We start from the raw sequence: 21,666 nt of genomic DNA on the forward strand, positions 1-21,666 counted from the left end.
GGTGCGAACGCCGCCCACGACGCCGTGAAGATCGCGCACGACTTGCCGGACTTGCGCGTCGGGCTGCATATCGTGCTGACCGATGGCGCCGCGTCGCTGCCGCGCTGGTCGATACCCGATCTCGTCGACGCGCGCGGCAATTTCGAAGGCTCGATGTTCTCGAACGGCATGCGCTTCTATTTTCTGCAACGCGTGCGGCGGCAACTCGCCGTCGAGATCCACGCGCAGTTCAGAGCGTTTGCCGCGACCGGCCTCGAACTCGATCACGTCAACGTGCACAAGCATTTTCATCTGCATCCGACTGTGCTTGCCCTGATCCTCGAAATCGGTCCGCAGTTCGGCATGCGCGCGATACGGCTGCCGCGCGAGATGCACGGCTCGTTCTTCCTCGCGCCGTGGGTCGCATTGATGAAGCGGCGGCTCGATCGCGCGGGCATCGCGTACAACGACCGCGTCGCGGGCATCTCGGCGACGGGACGCATGGACGAAACCGCGCTGCTCGCGCTGCTGGCCGACGCGCCGGAAGGCGTGCTCGAAATCTACAGCCATCCCGCGACGGAAGGCGCCGGGCCTTTGACGCCGTCCATGCGCGGCTATCGGCACGCCGACGAGCTCGCCGCATTGTGCTCACCGCGCGTCGCGCGCGCCATCGAAGCGACGGGCGCGATGCACGGCGGCTTCGCGGATATCTTCGGGCACGCGCGCACGCCGGAGCCGGTCACGTGAGCGCTTCCCTCGGACGCATCGCGTGGCTGCGCTGGCCCGCGGCTATCGCGCTGCTGGTTGCGCTCGCGCTGCACGAGGGCATCGCGGACGCGTTCGCGCTCATCGCGCGCACCGGTCCGGTGCTCCTGTGGCTGGTGCCGCTGCACGCGCTTCCGCTGCTGCTCGATGCGCGCGCATGGCAGCTTCTTCTCGATGAACGCATCGGCCTGTCCGCGCTATGGTGGATCGCTGTCGTGCGCGAAGCGGTCGGGCGGCTGCTGCCCGTGCTCGGCATCGGCGGCGAAGTGGCAGGCATTCGGCTCGCCACGCGCTATCTGCCGGACGTGAGCCGCGTGAGCGCATCGGTGATCGTCGAACTGCTCGTGACGATCGCCGTGCAATATCTGCTCGCCATGCTCGGCCTCGTGCTGCTGCGCTTTCATGCGAACGATGCGCATGACATCGGCAACGTGATTGCCGTGGCCCTGTTCGCGTCGCTTCCGGTTTGCGTCGCCGCGTTCGTCGTCGCGCACAAGGGCGCACCGTTCCATCGTCTCGAGACGCTCGCGCGGCGCTGGCTCGATCCCGCGCACACGCTCGCCGCACGGCTCGACGGCAAGCAGCTCGATCGCGATATCCGCGCGTCGTTGCAGCGCATGCCGCTGCTCGCAAGAGCCCTGACGTGGCAGTTCGCCGGTTATGTGCTCGGCGCGGCCGAGGTTTTCGCGGCGCTCGACATGCTCGGTCATCCGGTGTCGATCGCCGGCGCCGTCGCCATCGAAGCGCTGACGCAGGCCGTGCGCAACGCGGTATTCATCGCGCCCGCCGGCCTCGGCGTGCAGGAAGCGACGATCGTCGCGATCGCCTCGGCATTCGGCATCGACCGGCAGGCGGCGCTCTCGTTCGCCTTGTTGCGGCGCGCGCGCGAATTCGTGTGGGGCGGCATCGCGCTCGCGCTGCTACGCATGATGGATGCGAAACGCGAGGGCGGATTGGTGCGCGATCGCGGCTAAGGGTGAGGGTTTTCGGGAGCATCGTTTTCCTTGCGAAAGTTGCAGCCCGCAACTAATATCGATCGATGTAGTTGCGTGTCGCAACCAAGGGAAACTTCATGGACTTCATCGATCCGCCCGTTCAATCCCGCGACGAGACCATCCTCGAACTACGCGAGTTTTCCCGCAAGCTCGTGCGCGAGCTGGGCTTCATGCGCAACACACTCGCGGATAGCGGTCTGGCGCCTTCGGCAGTGCATGCGATCATCGAGATCGGCGCGGCGCCCGGCATTCAGGCGCGCGATATCGCCGCCACTCTGCGGCTCGACAAGTCGAACGCGAGCCGCCAGATCGCGCGGCTGGAAGCGGCGGGCCTCATCACGCGCGAGACATCGAGTGAGGATGCGCGCTCGTCCGAGCTCTACCTCACATCGGCGGGTCAGAAGTTGCGCAGAAAGATCGACAAGTTCGCGACCGATCAGGTCTCCGACGCGCTGCGGCGCATGGTTCCCGAAGATCAGCAAACGCTCGTGCGCTCGCTCGCGCTGTACGCGGATGCGCTCGCGCACGGCCACGATCACGCGCACGAGAAGTCACGCGCCGCGCAGGCCGGGAGCGCGCGCATCGTCGAAGCTTATCGGCCGGGATGCATCGGCGATATCGCGAGTCTGCACGCGCGTTTCTATGCGCATCACGCGGGCTTTGGCGTGTTCTTCGAACGCAAGGTCGCGACCGAACTGGCCGCATTCGCCGAAGGCTTGCCGGCACAAGGCAAGGCGTTATGGCTCGTGTTGGAGGGCGAGCGCACGCTCGGCTCGCTCGCGATAGATGGCGACATGGCGACGCGCGTCGCGCATCTGCGCTGGTTCATCATCGACGATGCATTGCGCGGCAGCGGCATGGGCAAGCAATTGATGGCGCGCGCGATGGACTTCGTCGACGCGCATTACGACGAGACCTGCCTCTGGACCTTCAAGAGCCTCGACGCCGCGCGTCACTTGTACGAATCGTTCGGCTTCGCATTGACCGATGAAGCCGAAGGCAGGCAATGGGGCAAGCCGGTGACCGAGCAGCGCTTCACGCGCCGCCCGGTCCGATGAATCATCGGCGCAATACGCGCGATGTGGGTCCGAGATGTTGCGCGAAACGCCGCGCGCATTCGATGCCGAACTGCGTCGGACGCGCGCCGCGATCGTGCGCGACATCGAAGCCCATGCGCCACGCCGCGATGCGCTTGCCGTAACAGGTGAGCGTTTCCAGCGACTGCATCACGAAGACGATCTCCGGCAACACGTCCGCATATAGCGATTGGGCGTCGTGCTCGTGTCCTTCGGCGAAGGCGTCATGAATGGCAACCTGACGATCGAACGCGTCCGGCGCGACAATCAGGCCATCGCAGCCCGCGCGCAAGTTGTCGAGCAGTTCCTGACCGCCGCGTCCGTTGAACACCGCAAGCGTCTGTTCGAGCGCGCGCAGGCGTTCGATGGTCGCGCCTATCGTCACGGCCGGCCCTTCGCCCTTCAGCAGGCGGAAGTTGGGCCGCTCGGCGGCGAGCGCGGCGATCGATTCCACCGACAAGCCCACGCCGAGATATTCCGGTGCGTTCTGTATGCCCGCGTTCGCGCCGGTTCGTTCGAGCACCGCGGCGAAGAAGTCGTAGTAGAACGCCTCGGGCTCGCCGCGCTTCGACGGCGGCTGAAGAATCAGCCACGACGCGCCGCGTTCCAGCGCATAGTCGGCGAGCTCGACTTGAGCATCGACGCTGTCGCCTGTGATGGTGACGGCGAGCGGCACTCGGTTTGCGATATGCGCGGCGCAATCGTCGATCATCGTGCGCTTTTCTTCTTCCGACAAGCGATTCACTTCCGTCGCAAGCCCGAGCGTGACGATGGCGGGCGCGCCCGCCGCGATGGTCGCGTCGATCTGCCTGCGCGTGGCGTCGCGGTCGATACGGTTCAGCGCGTCGAAGAAAGCGTAGAGAACCGGCCACATGCCCGGCGGCGTCTGATGATGGTTCGTCATGAATCGCCTCCGGATCAATGCGAGTCGCGCGGCACCGGCGCGCCGCTCGATCCGACGAGGAAGTCCAGGTCCGCGCCCTGATCCGCCTGCAACACGTGCTCGACATACAGGCGGTAGTAGCCACGCTTCGGCAACGCCGGCGCCTGCCACGCGGCGCGGCGTCGTTCGAGTTCCTCGTCCGATACGTCGAGATGCAGGCGCCGCGCCTCGACATCGAGCTCGATCATGTCGCCCGTCCGCACGAGCGCGAGCGGACCGCCCGCCGCCGCTTCCGGAGACACATGCAGCACGACCGCGCCGTACGCCGTGCCGCTCATGCGGCCATCGGAAATGCGGACCATGTCCGTGATGCCCTTTTGAAGCACTTTCTTCGGCAGCGGCATGTTGCCGACTTCGGCGAAACCCGGATAGCCTTTCGGCCCGGCGCCTTTCAACACCATGATGCAGTGCTCGTCGATATCGAGCGAATCGTCGTCGACCTTCGCATGCAATTCCTCGACGTTCTCGAAGACGACCGCGCGCCCGCGATGCTTCAATAGCGACGCCGTCGCCGCCGATGGCTTGATCACCGCACCGTTCGGCGCGAGATTGCCCTTCAGCACCGCGATGCCCGCATGCGGCTTGAACGGCTTCGCGAACGTGGTGATGACCTTCTCGTCGTAGTTCTGCGCTTCACTCACGTTGTCCCAGATCGTGCGGCCGTTCACCGTGAGCGCATCGCGATGCAAAAGCCCTTGCTCGCCAAGCTGGCGCAATACCGCGGGCAAGCCGCCCGCGTAGTAGAAGTCTTCCATCAGGTATTCGCCGGATGGCTGGAGGTTCACGAGGCACGGCACGTTGCTGCCGATCTCCCAGTCTTCGAGCTTCAGTTCCACGCCGATGCGCTTCGCGAGCGCGATCAGATGCACGACCGCATTCGTCGATCCACCGATGGCCGCATTCGTGCGAATCGCGTTCTCGAAGGCTTCGCGCGTGAGGATCTTGTCCATCGTGAGGTCTTCCTTGACCATATCGACGATGCGCCGTCCCGCCATATGCGCAAGCACCTGACGGCGCGCATCGACGGCGGGAATCGCGGCGTTGTGCGGCATGCCCATGCCGAGCGATTCGACCATCGAGGCCATCGTGGAGGCGGTGCCCATCGTCATGCAATGGCCGCGCGAACGGTTCATGCACGACTCGGCTTCGACGAATTCTTCCTGCGTCATCGTGCCCGCGCGCACTTCCTCCGACATCTGCCACACGCCCGTGCCCGAGCCAATGGTGCCGCCGCGAAAGCGCCCGTTCAACATCGCTCCGCCCGATACGGCGAGCGCGGGCAGATTGCACGACGCCGCGCCCATCAGCAATGCGGGCGTGGTCTTGTCGCAGCCGACGAGAAGAATGGCGCCATCGATAGGATTGCCGCGTATCGACTCTTCTACATCCATCGACGCGAGATTGCGAAACAACATCGCCGTGGGCCGCAGATTCGATTCGCCGAGCGACATCACCGGGAATTCGAGCGGCAGGCCGCCCGCCTCGCGCACGCCGCGCTTCACGTATTCCGCGAGTTCGCGAAAATGCGCGTTGCACGGCGTGAGTTCCGACCATGTGTTGCAGATGCCGATGACCGGACGGCCATCGAAATTATCGTGAGGAATGCCCTGGTTTTTCATCCACGAGCGGTGAATGAAGGCATCCTTGTCTTTACCGCCGAACCAGCTTTGCGAACGGAGCTTGCGCATGCATGTCCCCTTTTTGATGCGCGTTGTCATAGTGTGGGATCCAGAAGAAAAGGCCGCGCGGGGCGGCCTTTTATCGTTCCCGGATCTGTCGAGTTATACACCGCGCTCATCGATCCGGTGCGCTTTCCATCGCAAGATTTGACGATCAGTCGAGTGTTTCCCTCGATCGTTCGCGCATGCACGCCACGGCGATCACCGACAGCGTGCCGCAGCCGATCACGTACCACGCGGGCGCCATCACGCTCTTCGTGATGACGATGAGCGACGTCACGAAGAACTGCGCGAAGCCGCCGAAGATCGCGACGCCCAGACTGTAGACGATGGCCGCGCCCGTCGCGCGCACCGAACGCGGGAAGAGTTCGCCGAGCATCGCGCCCGTCGGTCCGACGTTGAGCGAATGCACGATCGACAACGCCGTGACGACCGCGAGCAGCGTCGATGTGGTCGGCGATTGGTTCAGCAGCGCGAACGCCGGCCAGATCGCGAGCATGAGCAGGATGCGCGTCGTCTGCGCGAGCCTGTTGCGGCCGATGCGATCCGACAGATAACCGCCGATCGGCGCGACGACGAAGAGAATCGCGCCCGACACGCAGCCCGAAAGCATCGCGGTCCAGCTTGGCAGGCCGAGTTGCTTCACGCCGTAGATCGACAGATAAAACACGATGATGAAATGCGCCGACGTGCCGCCGATGGTAAGGCCCAGTCCGTTGAGCACGGCGCGGCCATGTTCGCGGAGCACCGTGACGAGCGGCATCTTCGGCGCTTTCGGTTGCGCCTCTACCGTTACGCGCGGCGCTTCCTCCATCGTGCGGCGCAGCCACCAGCCGACCGGCACGATCGCGGTGCCGATGATGAACGGCACGCGCCATCCCCAGCTTTCGAGTTGCGCCGATGTGAGCGATGCCGTGAGCGCAACGCCCGTCAGCGCGCCGGCGAGCGCCGACAGGCCCTGGCTCGCGAACTGCCACGACGCATACAGACCGCGCCGGTTCGGGGGCGCTTGTTCGAGCAGCAGTGTCGTCGATGCGCCCACTTCGCCGCCCGCCGAAAAGCCCTGAATCAGCCGGGCGATCACGAGAATGACGGGTGCCGCGATCCCCGCCTGCGCGTAGGTCGGCGCGACGGCGATCATCGCGGTGCCGAGCGCCATCAGGCCGAGCGTGAGCAGCATCGCCTTCTTGCGGCCCGCGCGGTCGGCGTACATGCCGATCAGCAAGCCGCCGACGGGACGCGTGAAGAAGCCGACCCCGAAGCTCGCCACGGAAAGCAGCAACTGGCCGACCGGATCGTTCACCGGAAAAAACAGCTTGCCGATGATGAGCGCAAAGAACGCATAGACCGTGAAGTCGTAGAACTCGAGCGCGTTGCCGACCGCCGCCGCCATCACCAGCCGCGTGCGCGCTGCACGGCTCGTCTGCGTCGATGCATTCGCCGGCGCGCTGGCGAAAGTGGGTGCGTTCATGATGTGCTCCGAAGAATCAGTCGGCGAGCCAGGCTTCGGCCAGGCGCACCCAATAGCTCGCGCCGATCGCGAGGATGTCGTCGTTGAAGTCGTAGCCGGGGTTGTGAACCATGCAGCCGCCCTTCGACCCGATTCCGTTGCCGATCCACGCATACGCGCCCGGACACGCTTCGAGCATGAACGCAAAGTCCTCGCTGCCCATCAGCGGCTTCGCGGCCGGATCGACGCGTTGCGCGCCGAGCATCTTCGTCGCGACATCGGTGGCGAAGGCCGTGGGTTCGGCATGATTCACGAGCACGGGATAGCCGAGCTCGTAGTCGATCTCGGCCGTGCAGCCGTAAGCGAGCGCCTGTGCGTTCGCGAGCGCCGTGATCCGTTCCTGCAAGAGCGCGCGAACGCCCGCGTCGAGCGCGCGGACGGAGAGCTTCATCAGCGCGGTTTCGGGGATCACGTTGCACGCCTCGCCCGCCTGCACGCTGCCGACCGTGACGACCGCGGGCTTCTGCGCATCCACTTCGCGCGCGACGATGCTGTTGAGGCCGAGCATGATCGACGCAACCGCTGGCATCGGATCGCGTGCGACGTGCGGCATCGCGCCGTGACCGCCGACGCCGCGCACCGTGATGTTCACGCGATCCGACGACGCCATGCCCGGCCCCGGCGTGAAGAACATGTCGCCCGCGGGCAAGCCGGGCATGTTGTGCAGGCCGAACACGGCGTCGCACGGAAATTTCTCGAAGAGCCCGTCTTCGATCATCGCGCGCGCGCCTGCCTCGCCTTCCTCGGCGGGCTGGAAGATCACGATGAGCGTGCCCGAAAACTGCCGGCTTTCCGCGAGATAACGCGCGGCGCACAGCAGCATGGCGGTGTGGCCGTCGTGGCCGCATGCGTGCATCGTGCGGGCGTGCTGGCTCGCGTACGGCAGGCCGGTGGTTTCTTCGATCGGCAACGCATCCATGTCCGCGCGCAGGCCGATGCGCTTGCCGCCCTCGCCCGTCTTCAGCACGCCGACGACGCCGGTCTTGCCGAGCCCGCGGTGCACTTCGTAGCCCCACTGCGCGAGCGATTGCGCGACGAGCGCGCTGGTTTGCGTTTCTTCGAACGCCAGTTCGGGATGGGCGTGGATGCGGCGCCGAACATCGACGAATTCTGACGCGATTGTCCCGACGCCTGGGATGACGGGCTCGACTGACAGCATGTGACACTCCTTGCTCGATGCAGTTTCAACGTGTCCCAAGCATATAAAGCCGAAAAGCAAACCAAAAGACTGTAAATTCGCTGTGTGATGACTGATGGTTGTCGGACATAACCCTAAGGTGTCGCTCATGAGCATGAAATACCACCAGCTCCGTGCGTTTCTCACGACCGCCGAGCAAGGCAGCATCCGCGCGGCCGCGCGCAGCCTGCACCTTTCGCAAGCCGCGCTCACGAAAGCGATCAAGGAACTGGAGCAGGATCTCGGCGTTCCGCTCGTATTGCGCACCGCGCGCGGCGTGCAACTGACCGCGTTCGGGCAGCAGTTACGCGTGCGCGCGCATCTGATCGTGAGTGAGATGCGCCGCGCCGAGGACGACATCGCGGAAATGAAAGGCGCTGGCGCGGGCAGCGTAAGCGCGGCTGTCACACCGACCGCGGCGCTTTCGATCCTGCCGCAGGCGTACCGCGCGTTCCGCCGGCAGATGCCGAATGCGCGCGTGAGTTTCATCGAAGGCTTTCCGGGCGTCGCGATGCCGCGCCTGCGCGATGGCTCGCTCGATTTCGTCGTCGCGGTGGTCGTGCCCGAGCATCTCGCTCCGGAGTTCGATCACATCGAGCTGTATCAGAGCCGCTCGGCGATCGTCGGGCGCGCAGATCATCCGTTGCGGCACTGCACGTCGCTCGCGGAGTTATCCGAAGCGGAGTGGCTGTTGAATCCATCGCCGGAAAGCTCGACGCAGGCGCTGCTCGATTCGTATGCGGAGCGCGGCTTGATGGTGCCGGGGCGCGTGATCGAGTGTCCGAGCTTCATCATCGCGCACGGGTTGTTGCGCGGGTCGGATGCGTTGGCTGCGATGCCAGCCGCGCTGCTCGAACACCCGTGGGTCAGCGACGGGCTCGCGATCTTCCCTATCGCCGATCCGTTGCCTGCTGTGTCGGTGCGTGTCGTCACGCGGCGGGATAGTCCGTTGACGCCCGCCGCCAGCTTGTTGCTGGAGTGCTTGCAGCACGCGGCGCGTTCATTCGATGTGCCATGAAGAAGTCCGAGGCCGACAGGTGAGAATATTCAGGATCGCTTAGAATTTCACCTTGAGCATGAAGCCGAGCGTGAACGGCAGATCGCTCGAAGGGATCGGCGGAATCAGGATGATGTTCGCGCCCACGCGCTTGTAATCGAGCATGACGAGCGGCGCGGCCACGGGCCCAACCGTATGGTTATGACCGATGCCGTAACTGCCGTAGTCGTAACCGGAAATCAGGCCGGCCATCACGGCGAGCCTGATGTGATTCCAGTGCAGGAAGTCCGGTCCCCAAACGCCGCCGCCATAGAAGGAAGGCTTCGACAACGAGTTGCGGAAGTAGCCGCCCGTTACAGCCCATTGCGGCGCGACCCAGCATTCCAGTCCGATGCCGGGATTAAATTGCTCGAAATCCTTGTCAGGATGAAAGTGATGCGATGCGATCATCGCATCGACCCAAAGACCATCGCCGCACCAGTCCGCGTGCGCGGCGGGCGTCCATGCCGAAGCGACCAAGACGACAGCCGCTAGAAAGCGAGCGCGGAAGTTGGGGAAAGGAAGCAGCCATGTGCGCATGTGTTCTCCGCCATCGCGCGGACGCGATGGCGCCTTATTTTTTGAGATGGTGGTTCGAGGCGAACTCTACCTGATAGCGCCATTTTCGGGCGAGCGGGCGAAAAGCACGTGACGATCCGCGCACGTTTGCTCGTTCTCGGCGAAACTGATCGGCGTTCTATTTCTTATTCGAGGCAAAGCGCGATGAAGTTTTATAAGCATCTCATTGCGTTTCTGGCGGCTAGTGCGTTGATGGCCTGCACGCCGTTGCAGGTGGTCACGCATCGCGTGTCGACGAACGAAGCGAGCGTGCCGCCGGGGCGTTATCAGCTCGACGCGCATCACTGGAACGTGAGCTTCGACGTCGATCATTTTCGCTATTCGCGCTTCGTCATCCGATTCGACAAGACGACGGCGCAGCTCGACTGGAATGCGGACGGCATGTCCGGAAGCTCGGTGCGCGCGAACATAGATGCGTCGAGCGTCAACACCAACGTGCCGCTGCTCGATCGCATGCTCAAAGGGCCGGACATGTTCGATGTCGCGCGTTATCCGAGCATCGTTTTCGCGAGCACGGGTTTTCAGCGCACCGGCGACGACAAAGGCGTGCTTACCGGCGATCTGACGATACGCGGCACCACGAAGCCAATCACGCTGAACGTGACGTTCAACGGCCACGCGGTCAATCCGCTCACGAAGCAGGAAACGCTGGGTTTCTCAGCCGACGGACATTTCAGCCGTGCGCAATTCGGATTGACGACGTGGTATCCGGCCGTCGGCGACGATGTGCACGTCGCCATTCAGGCCGAGTTTTCAAAGGCAACCGCGGATGCGGCGCAATGATGCGCGCATCGTCTGTGTCTGCGTGTTTCAGGCCTCGGTCCAGTCGAGCACGACCTTGCCGCTATTGCCCGAAAGCATCGTGTCGAATGCGCGCTGATAGTCGTCGACGGGAAAGGTGTGCGTGAGGATCGGCGACAGATCGAGACCGCTTTGCAGCATCGCGACCATCTTGTACCAGGTTTCGAACATCTCGCGCCCGTAGATGCCTTTGATCTCGAGGCCCTTGAATATCACCTTGTTCCAGTCGATTGCGGTTTGCGCCGGGGGAATACCGAGCAACGCGACCTTGCCGCCGTGGTTCATCGATTCCAGCATGGAGGTGAATGCGCTCGGCACGCCGGACATTTCCAGACCGACGTCGAAGCCCTCGGTCATGCCGAGTTCGCTCATCACGTCGCGCAGTTGCTCCCTGGCGACGTTGACGGCACGCGTCGCGCCCATCTTGCGGGCGAGTTCCAGGCGGTACTCGTTCACATCGGTGATGACGACATTGCGCGCGCCGACATGCCGTGCAATGGCCGCGGCCATCACGCCGATCGGACCCGCGCCTGTGATCAATACGTCCTCGCCGACGAGATTGAACGAGAGGGCGGTATGCGTCGCATTGCCGAACGGATCGAAGATCGCGGCGAGGTCGTCGGAGATATCGGCCGGAATCTTGAACGCATTGAACGCCGGAATCGCGAGATATTCGGCGAACGCGCCTTCGCGGTCCACGCCGACGCCGACCGTATTTCGACACAAATGGCGCCGCCCGGCGCGACAGTTCCGACAAAACCCGCAGGTGATGTGCCCTTCGCCCGACACGCGATCGCCGATGGCGAAACCGCGCACCTCCTGACCCATCTCCACGATTTCGCCGACATATTCGTGACCGACATGCATCGGTACCGGAATTGTCTTCTGCGCCCACTCGTCCCACTTCCAGATGTGGATGTCGGTGCCGCAAATCGCGGTCTTCCGGATGCGGATGAGAACATCGTTATGGCCGACATCGGGCCGCTTCACGCGCGTCAAGGTAAGTCCGGGCGCGCGTTCGAGTTTGGCGAGGGCTTTCATTGCGTTTGATCCTGACGTTTAGTCTTGGTGGTGCTTCTTCGAGGATCGCAGGCGTGTGGCCCGGTCCCCTCGCTTTATGCGCATAAAGTCGGAGGCTGCGCTCAGCGGATGACACCGAGCGATCGGCCGACGCGCGCGAATGCATCGACCGCGCGATCAATCTGCTCCGGCGTATGCGCCGCACTCATCTGAGTGCGGATGCGCGCGCGTCCCTTCGGTACGACGGGATATGAGAATCCGATGACATAGACGCCTTCGTCGAGCAGCGCATCGGCCATCTTCGACGCGAGTTGAGCGTCGCCAAGCATGACCGGAATGATCGGGTGCTGGCCGGGAACGAGATCGAAACCGAGAGACGACATGGCGCGGCGGAAATGAGCGCCGTTCTCGCGGACGCGTTGACGCAACGCGGCTCCTTCGTCGCTGTCGAGTAGTTCGAGCACTTTCAACGAAGCGGCCGCGATACTCGGCGCCAGCGTGTTCGAAAAGAGATATGGCCGGCTGCGCTGCCGCAGCAGTTCGATGATCTCCTTGTGCGCGGCGACATATCCACCCGACGCACCACCGAGCGCCTTACCGAGCGTACCGGTGATGATGTCCACGCGATCCAGCACGCCGCAGTGTTCCGGCGTGCCACGTCCGTTTTCTCCGATGAAACCGACGGCGTGCGAGTCATCGACCATCACGAGCGCGCCATAACGGTCCGCGAGATCGCAGATGCCGGCGAGATTGGCGATGATGCCGTCCATCGAAAAGACGCCGTCTGTCGCAATCAGCTTGAAGCGTGCGCCGGCGGCGTCGGCCTCCTGAAGACGCGCTTCGAGATCCGCGAGATCGTTGTTCTTGTAACGCAAGCGCCGCGCCTTCGAAAGACGCACGCCATCGATGATGCTGGCGTGATTCAACTCGTCGCTGATGATCGCGTCCTCTTCGGTCAGCAACGTTTCGAAAAGGCCGCCGTTCGCGTCGAAGCAACTCGAATAGAGTATGGCGTCCTCGGTTTCGAGAAATTGCGCGATCGCCTGTTCGAGCTCCTTGTGCACGGTTTGCGTACCGCAGATGAAGCGCACGGACGCCATGCCGAAACCGTCAGCGTCGAGGCCCGCTTTCGCAGCGTCGATCAGACGACGATCATCGGCAAGCCCGAGGTAATTGTTCGCGCAGAAGTTGAGTACGTCGCTCCCATTCGCCAGCCGAATATCCGACGACTGCGGACTCGCGATGACACGCTCCGCTTTATAGAACCCCGCGGCACGAATTTCGTCGAGCGTCGAGCGCAAATGGGAAAGGTATTGATCTTTCATCGCAATCCTTGTTCTTGGCCTGCCCAAGCAATCCGCGCTTCGCTGCTCGCGGCGCGGCCCTTAGCCCTGTTATAGTGCATCCATCGAATCGGACATGTTCGATATTTCGAACACTTTTCCGGTATGCCGAACACTCTAAGGGATTGATCGACACATGGCAAGCACGGGCCCGGACGGGAAAGCTGGCGACTTTGCGGGAACGGCGCCGCCGCGCGTCGGAGAAATCATTCAGCGATTGCGCAATGAGCGGAAACTCACGCTGGACGATCTGTCACGAGCCGCCGGCGTATCGAAGTCGATGTTGTCGGAAATCGAGCGCGACAAAGCCAATCCGACGATCGCGGTCGCCTGGCGACTGACCAATGCGCTCGGTATCAGCCTCGATCAGCTATTTACGCAGCAGAAGCCGACCGAAGCGATACGCGTCGCCGGGCCGCACGACATTCCGACCTTGAGCGGCGACAACGGCGGCTATCAATTGCGCGTCTGGGGACCGATAGAACTCGCCGGCAAATTCGAGTGGTACGAACTCACGCTACAGTCGGGCGCCGCACTTACGTCGAACGCGCACGAGCCGGGGACGCGCGAGCATCTCACGGTGTTGAACGGATCGATCGAAGTACAGGCATCGGGCACGACTCGTCGACTCAAAGCTGGGGAGACGGCGCGATATGCGGCTGACGAAGCGCATGCGATTCGCAACGTCGGACGCGCCGAAGCGAGAGCGTTGCTGGTGGTGATTCACGGCTGACTTGATGCGCATCAAGGACTTTATGCGCATCAAGTTTTGACCGACGGGCGAAGCCTCTGCCCAACAAAAAACGGGACGCGCAAAATCCGCGTCCCGCATCGAAGCGGCGCCGGCGAACGGCGCCGTCTGGCCCGTTTTACGGGTTCTTCTTGACGCTGTCCTTCAGATCTTCGCGCGCGTCCCCCACGCCTTTTTGGACCTTACCGGCAGCCTGCTGCATGTCGCCCTTGGCTTCCTGCGCCGTATCGCCGGTCACCTTTCCGACGCCCTCGTTGATCTTTCCCTTGACTTGTTTGCCAACGCCTTCGACTTGATCCTTGTTCATTGCAGTTCTCCCGTGGTTTGCAGCGCTATTGGCCGCGCGGTGCCGTCGAACGAACGCAGAAAACGCCTGCGTGTTCCGCTCAGGAGATTTCCTAAGCATGGTTCTACGATGCGCTTCGTTCGCGAACGCGCATAGCAGCGCCTGTCTGAAATACACGTAGGCGGAATCGCACATACACCCAGGTCGACTAGCGAGACGCTATTTTCATTGCAACAAGTACTGTATGTATATACAGTACTACAAGACCAGTTGGGAAGGGGTGAATCATGGAGTCGAACGGCGAAAATCTAAGCAAAAGGCAGTTTGCCCGCGCTGTGCACGATCTCGAACGCATTACGCGTCAGATAGCGGGGCGTTACATCGACAAAAACGTGCCGCTGACCTGGCGGCTGCTGCATGCCATCGAAGCCGAAGCCGTGGCAGACCTGGGCTTTGCGGGAAGGCACGAAGCGACCTTGCGTGAACTTTTCGCGCGTCCCGATGACTTTCACTTTCCCGAAACCGACGACGTAGTCGACGTCGCGTCATCCGATGCCTTGCCCGCCGTATTCGCTTTCGCCGTCGACGCCTACGAGCGCGCCGCACGGCACGGTCGACCGCAACTCGCCATCGCGGCACACTGAAGCGCGTTCCCGGCCCGCGCCCGCGTGCCGGGGACGGTTCCACTCGACCTCGTCAAGCCGCGAAATCGGCTGACATGTCGGCGTCGGATCGCGCTTCGAGCTTGCCGTTCCGGCACGCCGCGCGAAACATCTCGTAGTCCTTTTCCACCTGATCCGCATAGCCGCGTCCGTAGCGCACGAGCACTTCGGCCATGCGATCGCTGTTGCCGAGATAGCCCGATATCTCCGGCGCGCATCCGCCCGATTTCGCGTGCGCGCGTGCGAGCGCCCAGCCGCACATCGCGGCATATTCGCGAAAGGCGTCATCGGTGAAGGTCTCGAGCTCGGCGGAGATTTTCATGTCGCGCAACTGACGGATGTACAGTGAGCGCCCGAGCGGACCCGTCGCCCAGCCGAGGAACGGATCGGTGGCCGCCTGCATCAGGCGTTGTCCATGAACGACGCGTTGACCGTCGTGTTCTGGATCGCTCGTGTCTTTCGCTTGCGTCGCGTATCGCGCGACGACCGATGTCGATGCCTCCTTCATCTGCAGGAAGAGCGGCTTGTCGTGGGCATCGGTGAGCAGCAGAACGAGGCAGCGCGTGCCGACACTGCCCACGCCGACGACCTTGAACGCAATGTCCTGCAGCGCGAACTGCGAGAGTAGCCGTGCGCGCTCGGGTGTCAGCGTCACGACGTATTTGCGCATGAGCGCGGCAAAAATCTCTTCTCGAGTGCCCTCGAGGGTCATCCATTCGTCGTTCTTGTCGATCAGCGTACTTTTGCCGCGAACGTGGAACACGGCGGGCGGCGCATCGCGGATGCGCCACATATCGCCCGTTCTATCCGCGAGCTTCGGCAACATCGTCTCGTGCGTGCGGCGCGAAGCACGCTCGACGCCGCGCTTGATGCGCCGGCGGCCCTCATCGCTCTGCACGGCAGCGTACATGCGATCGAAGGTGATGCGCTCGTACCAGAGATCGAGCGCGCTCATTTCGGCGTACTCACGCATATGCGTCTGATAGCTGCGCGCAGCGAGAAAAGCGAATTCGTCGGCGGCAAGGTCGCCGTGACCGAGATGGCGCCCGGCGATCGTGAAGCTCGCGACAAGACGCTTCACGTCCCACTCCCACGGACCGGGCGCAGTTTCGTCGAAATCGTTGAGATCGAAAATAAGCGCGCGCTCCGGCGTCGCGAAGCCGCCAAAATTCGACAGGTGACAGTCGCCGCAAATCTGAATGGCGATGCCGCTGTTCGGCGTAGCGGCCAGATCGTGCGCTTGCAGGATCGCGCTGCCGCGGTAGAACGTGAACGGCGACACGAGCATGCGGCCGTAGCGCAGCGGAACGAGCGCTTCGACGCGTCCCTTGCTGCTCGACTGCAACAGTCCGATGGGATCTCGATCGATATCGCCGATCGCCTCGTGCGCGCCCCGTGGCGTGCGCTCGCGCGCGGCGCGTCCGATCGCGCGGCGGTCCTGCCAGGATTGCGGGGCCATCGTTCACTCCTATTTGCGCATATGCTCGAGGGTGGAAAGAAGCCGCATAGATGACAGTAGTCGACAAATCACGCATCCAGCAAGACAGCTATCGACACTTCGATGAACACCTTCGCTTGACGTCAGGCGCTTGAAGCCCGACCCTGTGCCCAGTGCCATACAGCGGGCGATCGCCTTCCAACACCATGCCGAACACTCCCGATCTCTTCGACCAACAGCGCGCCGACTGGCAAGCGGATCCGCACGCCGCCTTCGACGCATGGCTCGCTCAGCAGGCGTTCCGGGCGTCATCGGCCGATGTTTATCGCGCGCAGTGGGGCAACTTCCTCGAATGGCTGACCGCGAAACGCGCGACGCTGCACACGGTGCAGCGTCCCGTCATCGAGCAGTTCGTCGCGCAGTTGGATATCCGCCGTCCGCAGCGCATGCGCTACCTGAGGTTGATCGAACGCGTGCTGGATCACGTGCGCGAAGTGGAATCGGCCGCGACGAACCCGGCGCGCTTCATCGCTCAGGACGGCACCGCCGCGTGGCGCAAAGCGCGCGACAACGAGCCGACCGGCTTCCTGACTCACGACGAGCGCGCGCTGCTCGTCGCGCATCTGTTCGCGCCGATCGGCGCGTTGCCGGCCGGACAGCGCTGGCGCGAGCGGCGCGATCGGGCGTTGGTTGCCGTCTTTCTGGGCGCAGGCGTGAAAACGGGCGAAGCGGCTCAGTTGACCACCGATTGCTATGCGGCAGGCGCGCCGTACATCACCGTGGATGCGTCGAATCCGTTGCTGATCCGGCAGGCCCGGCTCACGCCGTTCGCCGTCGAATTGCTCGATAACTGGATGAGCGAGCGCAAGACGGCGGGCCTCGCGGGCGAATTGCTGTTTCCGGCCGCGCCGTCGGGCCGCTCCATGCACAAGGCGACGATGCTGCGCGCGATCGACGCGGTGGTGGCAGCGTCGGGAATCGCCGCGTCGCGCGTCGCGCGAGCGAGCCCGCAGACCTTGCGCAACACGTATGCGGCGGAACTGTTCGAGGACGGAACGGACCCCGATCGCGTCGGCCAATGGCTCGGATTCCAGCAGACTATCTCGGCACATCGTCTGCACCGCGCTTGGGAGGAATGGATGGGTGAGCAAATACGGGAGCGGGATATCGCAAAAGCGCGCGCCGGTATGACCGCGGACGCTCGTTTGCCGGGCCCGATCGGCGGTCCCGAAAACACTCACCTTTAACGTTTTCCGACGCCGGTCAGGAGGCGTCGACGCGAGCGGACCGGATGAACCCGTCGACGGCCGCGAGCTTCGACGAAACCGCCCCCGATGTCCGCTCGCAATTCGGGCAGGACAGTTCGTACTCGTCTTCGTGAAGCTGCAATTCCGGTTCCGCGAGTTCGCAGGCCGGACAGACGCCCGGCGCGGAAACGTGCGTATCCAGTTGCGTCCCCAGACCAGCGATTTCCGCGGCGCTCAGGCGTCCCTCCGCCACCATCGACGCGATCAACGCGCCGACTTGGGCGCTCGCTCCGGACTGAACGCGTTGGGCGTCGCGTTCGCGGACGAGCGCGTCGATTTCGTCCGACTGTTCCCGAACTTGCGATTCGAGCCGGTCGGCGCGGCTTCTGGCGGCGCTAAGCTGTTGAATGAAATCAAATTCTTTCTGACTCGTGTCGCGAGCGGCCGCCTGATAGGTGGCGGCCATGCCGCGCAGGGAATCGAGCTCCACCAGCATCGGCCGGACGCGCCGCTCAGCTTCCTTGACGGCGTCCTTGATTTGCTGAGCGTAGTGCTCCGTGTTCTGACGCAACTCAGTCTGCAGCTCGTCGATACGGTCGCGCAAGCGCGCGGTCGAAGCTTGTTCCTCGCGGAGACGCTCGGACAGCGCGTCGCTTTCTTTTTCCCAGCGTCCGATGACCTCGCGCAAGCCCGCTTGAGCGTCCGATCCTTGATTGCGCAGCGCCTTGAGCTCGGCCTCGAGGGCCGCGATCCGCGCCGCGCCGGCTTCGGCACGCGTCTCGGCGCGTTGATGAGCTTGCTCGATTGCCTCGCGGCGAACATCAGCCTCGTGCACCTGGGCTTGCGCGGCTGAGAGGGCAGCGTCGAGCTGGGCTTTGTCGTCGACCAGGGAAGCGCGTGCCTGCCGCTGCGCTTCGTCGTACAGAGCCGCCAGGAGTTCGCCCGCACGTTCTTGCAGTGATTCGGGAATCGCGCCAGCATCGATACGCACGCGCAACGCTGAACGCAAGCTGGACCAGAACGCTTCGATGTCTTTCGGAATATCGCTCGCACTGCCTGTTTGCGTGAATTCACGGACAGCGGTTACTGAGGGTCGGACGCCTAGATCGAAGAAAAGACGCTTGCACGTGTGTTGGGAGAGCTCTTGCCGCCGCGCGCCGGCAGCACGCATGGCATCGAGTTCTCGACGCAGTTCCTCGCGGATTTGGTGTTCCATGTCGGTCAAATCAGAAATTGGCGTAACGATAATAACATTTTACGTTTTAAACGTTACGAGTGCCGTCGTGTCGTACGCCTGCACGCGCGTGCTTCATCATCCTCGTCCGATTTACCAGTCCTTACCTACCGACAAAGAAGAGTCTCGTGAAACATCTTTAGGAGACGACTTTAACTCCATGATTGCGCAAAGATTTTAGCTCGATCCGCAGATAAGCGTTGTGTTTCACGAATTTTCGAGGCTAAACATTATTTTTCGCCACGACTCGTGCGCTTGAGAGTAATAGAAGTTAACACCCTTGAACCTTCTTAAAAACAGTTAACGCCGTGCGAAAGCCTTGTGGCACAAGGGTTTGCGGGATGCTGGGTGAGACTCTTCGGGACGTATGGTGAAGGTCTACAGGACGTATCGGTGATGAGCTTCAGGGCGCTTGGTGAGTACTCGCGGGAAACATCGTGAGCGGATTCGGGAAGACCTGGTTCAGCTCAGGTGAGATTTTTCGGGAGACTTCTCTCCAGCGAGCATTGATTGACGGGCGTGAGCAGACTGCTAGGTTTGCATCGACGGTGAGGTTCCTCGGGACATGCGAAAACGGGCGTTTTGCACGCCGAATAAGGTAGATTTTTCCGATTAGTGAGTGCTTACGGGGAAGAGTCGGACGCAAAGGTGAGGTTTTTCGGGGCGGCGGTGCGCCATTTCCCTGAAGAGAGACCTTTTTACGGTCGAAGGTGAGATTTTACGGGAGTCGCGATCGAGCAGCCGACCCCCCACGGGGAGGCTTCATCCGTTTGGAGGTCGTGGCTTTATGCGTTGTCATTTCATTGAGGTGAGACTTTGCGGGGGCGTTTGGGCGCTGGATTGGTTAGCGTCCGTGCAAGTTTCTGCGGAAAGGTGAGTGTCCTCGGGATCGCCATTCGCTGCAGAGCGATGTTGGGTGCGTCCGCGCTTCTGGATAAAAATATAATGCTAAACAGTTAGATAGCCCGAATCTGTCAGCATGCGATCGACCAATGGTGAGGAAATTCGGGAGCCTTCAAAGGAGTGGGCTGGTCGATGCCCGGAAAAGGTGCGGTGAGGTTTTACGGGAGGACCACTCCTTTGCCCTGGAGCGAGAAGCGAGATAGGTGCCCGCCACGGGCAACCTTGTAGTTGGTCGAACAGAAAGGTGAGTGTTTGCGGGACCAGGTAAATGAGTCGTTGTCGGTTTCCGAGCAAGTTCGAGAAAGTCAATATAGCCAAGGCCTTAGCGGAGATTTTGTGCTCTGCGAAGGCTCGGATAAAGGCGTGACGCGGAGTCTCGACGCCCGTCGGTCGCTCAAAGGTGAGGTTTTCCGGGAGGGGTTGCGGTTTCCTTCGCGAGTGATTCGCGCCGTCGATCGATGAGCCACGCGAGCCGTCAAAGGAACCGTGAAGAACACGCAGCTATCGCGCTGTCTCTCGTGCGCCACAGATAGCCGATCGCCAAAAATATTTTGAGGTGAGTGTTTTCAGGACTCTGTCCGGGCATCGCGGATATGGGCAAAACGCGCCGCGATCCGTTTACCCGCATGGATGCTGCATATATGAGATGAGTGCGATCGGTGAGCGGTGAGCGTTTACGGGAACGCACCGCAGTGAGGCTGAGCGGCGTGTCCATCATCACCGCAGGATGGTGAAGACACCCCTATAGACGCGGTTCACCCCAATCGGTATCCTTCGACGCAATATCGATCCTGACCATCGCATGGCCACGAAGCGCGCTAAGAAGACCGACGTTGTCAGCCCGAGCTCGGCCGAATTGCGCAAGGCGGTCGAGGCCATCGCGATTCAGCCGAAAAGCGGCAAGATTACGCTTCTGACCAGAAAGCTCTTCAACGTGCTGCTCGCGGTCGCCCAGCAAGCTGACGAATCAGGCGACACGTATCGTGCGCTGCTGTCCGATATTGTCGCCAATTCGGCGTTCGACTCCAACGACACTGCGCTCGTAAAAGAACATCTGCGTCGCATGGTGTCGGTGCAGGTCGAGTGGAGCACCGGCACGTCGAGTCAGAAGCCCGGCCGCAAGTGGGGCATCTCGACGTTGATCGCCGACGCGGAAATCCTGGAGGATCCGACGACCCGCCGCGTATGGGTCGAGTTTTCCTTCGCGCCGAAAATCAAAAAGAAGCTGCTGGATCCGGTTCAATACGCGCGCCTCAGCCTGCAGTTTCAGAGCCAGCTGCGCAGCAGCGCCGGCCTCGCGCTCTATGAGATCTGCGTTCGCTACCTGACCAATCCCAGCCATTTGACAATGCGCGAAACCTGGGAGTGGTGGCGCCCGATCCTGTCCGGTACGCCCGACACGGAAGCGGGCGACGAAGCCAAGCGCGAATACAAGTACTTCAAGCGTGATTATCTGCGCCCCGCGATTGCCGAAGTGAACGCGGTGACGAACATCTTCGTCGAGTTGGTGGAGCATCGCGAGGGAAGGCGTGTCGCAGAGATCCAGTTCCGCGTGACCGAGCGCAAGCAGCCGATGCTCGCGCTCGACGAGCATCCGAACGTGTTCGACAGCACGCTCGTCGATCGGATGGTGAAGATCGGCATTCCACTCAAGGACGCTCAGACGCTCTACGCGGACAGCGAGGAGAATCGCATCCGGGCGGCATTGCAGATGACCGAGCAACGCATGCGCAGCACGTCCCTGCCGCCGGTTCGAAGCGCCGCAGCGCTTTTCAAGGATGCGCTCAAGAAAGGCTATGCACCGCCGGTGGAGGCGTTGCCATCTGCGACGAGCGGCGTGCCGGCACGCGCTCCGGGGGCCGCCGCCGACGATCTCAAGGCACGCTTGCTGAGCGAATTTTCCGCCTACCGACGCAAGGAAGCGCGTGTGCTGTACGACGAGCAAGGTGAGGAAGAACGGGAGCTCGCACGTCAGTCGTTCGAGGATGACGTGCTGCCGGGGCTGGGCACGCACATGCGCGACGACTGGCGCAAGCGTGGATTGGATTCGAAGCTTGCCGAAACGTCGTTCTTCGACTGGCTTGCTCGAAAGACTTGGGGCGAGCCCACCGACGGCGACTTACTTGCTTTCACGTTGAGCCAGTCGCGGGTGGGTTGATATCGCAGGCATGGCGAAAAGTTCTTCAGAACGATTCGCGCAATTCGATGGCCACCGTGAAAGACTCGGTGGCCCTGCATCACT

The 21,666-nt window shown here is 62.5% G+C and carries 19 protein-coding genes; 9 read left to right on the plus strand and 10 right to left on the minus strand.

The window, feature by feature from the left end:
- From hpnK to AWB75_RS22495, 3 genes are all read left to right on the plus strand, one after another.
- Positions 1 to 726 (plus strand): hopanoid biosynthesis-associated protein HpnK (gene hpnK / locus AWB75_RS22485; RefSeq protein WP_061126256.1); only part of this gene is annotated, 726 nt, incomplete at its 5' end.
- Positions 723 to 1,718: a lysylphosphatidylglycerol synthase domain-containing protein gene (locus tag AWB75_RS22490; protein ID WP_061126257.1), complete on the plus strand. Its 996-nt coding sequence runs from the start codon at positions 723 to 725 to the stop codon at positions 1,716 to 1,718. The genes hpnK and AWB75_RS22490, both read left to right, overlap by 4 nt.
- A 98-nt stretch (positions 1,719 to 1,816) precedes the next feature.
- Positions 1,817 to 2,797 carry a bifunctional helix-turn-helix transcriptional regulator/GNAT family N-acetyltransferase gene (locus AWB75_RS22495; RefSeq protein WP_061126258.1) on the plus strand — a complete coding sequence of 327 codons (981 nt, stop codon included), beginning with the start codon at positions 1,817 to 1,819 and terminating at the stop codon, positions 2,795 to 2,797.
- 1 nt (position 2,798) lies between these two features.
- On the opposite strand, the gene AWB75_RS22500 is transcribed toward AWB75_RS22495, so the two are convergent.
- The 4 genes from AWB75_RS22500 to AWB75_RS22515 all read right to left on the minus strand — a co-directional run bounded on the left by AWB75_RS22500 (position 2,799) and on the right by AWB75_RS22515 (position 8,106).
- The gene (locus AWB75_RS22500) at positions 2,799 to 3,719 is read right to left on the minus strand and encodes a dihydrodipicolinate synthase family protein (protein WP_200823019.1); all 921 of its coding nucleotides are present in this window, start codon (positions 3,717 to 3,719) and stop codon (positions 2,799 to 2,801) included.
- A gap of 14 nt (positions 3,720 to 3,733) precedes the next feature.
- Complete coding sequence (locus tag AWB75_RS22505) at positions 3,734 to 5,446, minus strand: IlvD/Edd family dehydratase (RefSeq protein WP_061126259.1); 1,713 nt, start codon at positions 5,444 to 5,446, stop codon at positions 3,734 to 3,736.
- 145 nt (positions 5,447 to 5,591) lie between these two features.
- Positions 5,592 to 6,908 carry an MFS transporter gene (locus AWB75_RS22510; RefSeq protein WP_061126260.1) on the minus strand — a complete coding sequence of 439 codons (1,317 nt, stop codon included), beginning with the start codon at positions 6,906 to 6,908 and terminating at the stop codon, positions 5,592 to 5,594.
- 16 nt (positions 6,909 to 6,924) lie between these two features.
- Positions 6,925 to 8,106: a M20 aminoacylase family protein gene (locus AWB75_RS22515; protein WP_061126261.1), complete on the minus strand. Its 1,182-nt coding sequence runs from the start codon at positions 8,104 to 8,106 to the stop codon at positions 6,925 to 6,927.
- Positions 8,107 to 8,239: 133 nt separating this feature from the next.
- Between AWB75_RS22515 and AWB75_RS22520 the strand changes: the two genes are divergently transcribed.
- Positions 8,240 to 9,142 (plus strand): LysR substrate-binding domain-containing protein, encoded by a 903-nt coding sequence (locus AWB75_RS22520; protein WP_061126339.1) that lies wholly within the window; start codon positions 8,240 to 8,242, stop codon positions 9,140 to 9,142.
- A 39-nt stretch (positions 9,143 to 9,181) separates the two neighbouring features.
- On the opposite strand, the gene AWB75_RS22525 is transcribed toward AWB75_RS22520, so the two are convergent.
- Entirely contained in the window at positions 9,182 to 9,700 is a 519-nt protein-coding gene (locus AWB75_RS22525) for a hypothetical protein (protein WP_061126262.1), read from the minus strand.
- A gap of 183 nt (positions 9,701 to 9,883) precedes the next feature.
- On the opposite strand from AWB75_RS22525, the gene AWB75_RS22530 reads away from it, so the two are divergent.
- A complete protein-coding gene (locus AWB75_RS22530) occupies positions 9,884 to 10,522 on the plus strand; it encodes a YceI family protein (RefSeq protein WP_061126263.1) in 639 nt (212 codons plus the stop codon).
- 27 nt (positions 10,523 to 10,549) lie between these two features.
- On the opposite strand, the gene tdh is transcribed toward AWB75_RS22530, so the two are convergent.
- Together tdh and AWB75_RS22540 are read right to left on the minus strand one after the other, a co-directional pair.
- On the minus strand, positions 10,550 to 11,581 hold the full coding sequence (tdh, locus tag AWB75_RS22535; RefSeq protein WP_061126264.1) for an L-threonine 3-dehydrogenase: 1,032 nt from the start codon (positions 11,579 to 11,581) through the stop codon (positions 10,550 to 10,552).
- Positions 11,582 to 11,682: 101 nt separating this feature from the next.
- Positions 11,683 to 12,885: a glycine C-acetyltransferase gene (locus tag AWB75_RS22540; RefSeq protein WP_061126265.1), complete on the minus strand. Its 1,203-nt coding sequence runs from the start codon at positions 12,883 to 12,885 to the stop codon at positions 11,683 to 11,685.
- A gap of 154 nt (positions 12,886 to 13,039) precedes the next feature.
- Between AWB75_RS22540 and AWB75_RS22545 the strand changes: the two genes are divergently transcribed.
- Positions 13,040 to 13,636: a helix-turn-helix domain-containing protein gene (locus tag AWB75_RS22545; RefSeq protein WP_061126266.1), complete on the plus strand. Its 597-nt coding sequence runs from the start codon at positions 13,040 to 13,042 to the stop codon at positions 13,634 to 13,636.
- A gap of 136 nt (positions 13,637 to 13,772) precedes the next feature.
- On the opposite strand, the gene AWB75_RS22550 is transcribed toward AWB75_RS22545, so the two are convergent.
- Complete coding sequence (locus AWB75_RS22550) at positions 13,773 to 13,961, minus strand: CsbD family protein (protein ID WP_061126267.1); 189 nt, start codon at positions 13,959 to 13,961, stop codon at positions 13,773 to 13,775.
- A gap of 266 nt (positions 13,962 to 14,227) precedes the next feature.
- On the opposite strand from AWB75_RS22550, the gene AWB75_RS22555 reads away from it, so the two are divergent.
- Complete coding sequence (locus AWB75_RS22555; RefSeq protein WP_061126268.1) at positions 14,228 to 14,584, plus strand: DUF2471 family protein; 357 nt, start codon at positions 14,228 to 14,230, stop codon at positions 14,582 to 14,584.
- A gap of 52 nt (positions 14,585 to 14,636) precedes the next feature.
- On the opposite strand, the gene AWB75_RS22560 is transcribed toward AWB75_RS22555, so the two are convergent.
- On the minus strand, positions 14,637 to 16,061 hold the full coding sequence (locus AWB75_RS22560; protein ID WP_061126269.1) for a DUF2252 domain-containing protein: 1,425 nt from the start codon (positions 16,059 to 16,061) through the stop codon (positions 14,637 to 14,639).
- Between the two features lie 185 nt (positions 16,062 to 16,246).
- Here AWB75_RS22560 and AWB75_RS22565 point away from each other — a divergent pair, with 185 nt between their 5' ends.
- Complete coding sequence (locus tag AWB75_RS22565; RefSeq protein WP_061126270.1) at positions 16,247 to 17,287, plus strand: tyrosine-type recombinase/integrase; 1,041 nt, start codon at positions 16,247 to 16,249, stop codon at positions 17,285 to 17,287.
- 16 nt (positions 17,288 to 17,303) lie between these two features.
- On the opposite strand, the gene AWB75_RS22570 is transcribed toward AWB75_RS22565, so the two are convergent.
- Complete coding sequence (locus AWB75_RS22570; protein ID WP_061126271.1) at positions 17,304 to 18,503, minus strand: DNA-binding protein; 1,200 nt, start codon at positions 18,501 to 18,503, stop codon at positions 17,304 to 17,306.
- A 1,723-nt stretch (positions 18,504 to 20,226) separates the two neighbouring features.
- On the opposite strand from AWB75_RS22570, the gene AWB75_RS22575 reads away from it, so the two are divergent.
- Entirely contained in the window at positions 20,227 to 21,582 is a 1,356-nt protein-coding gene (locus tag AWB75_RS22575) for a replication initiation protein (protein WP_061126272.1), read from the plus strand.
- The last annotated feature ends 84 nt before the right edge of the window (positions 21,583 to 21,666 follow it).

The organism is Caballeronia catudaia (assembly GCF_001544755.2).
GTDB classification, from domain to species: Bacteria; Pseudomonadota; Gammaproteobacteria; order Burkholderiales; family Burkholderiaceae; genus Caballeronia; species Caballeronia catudaia.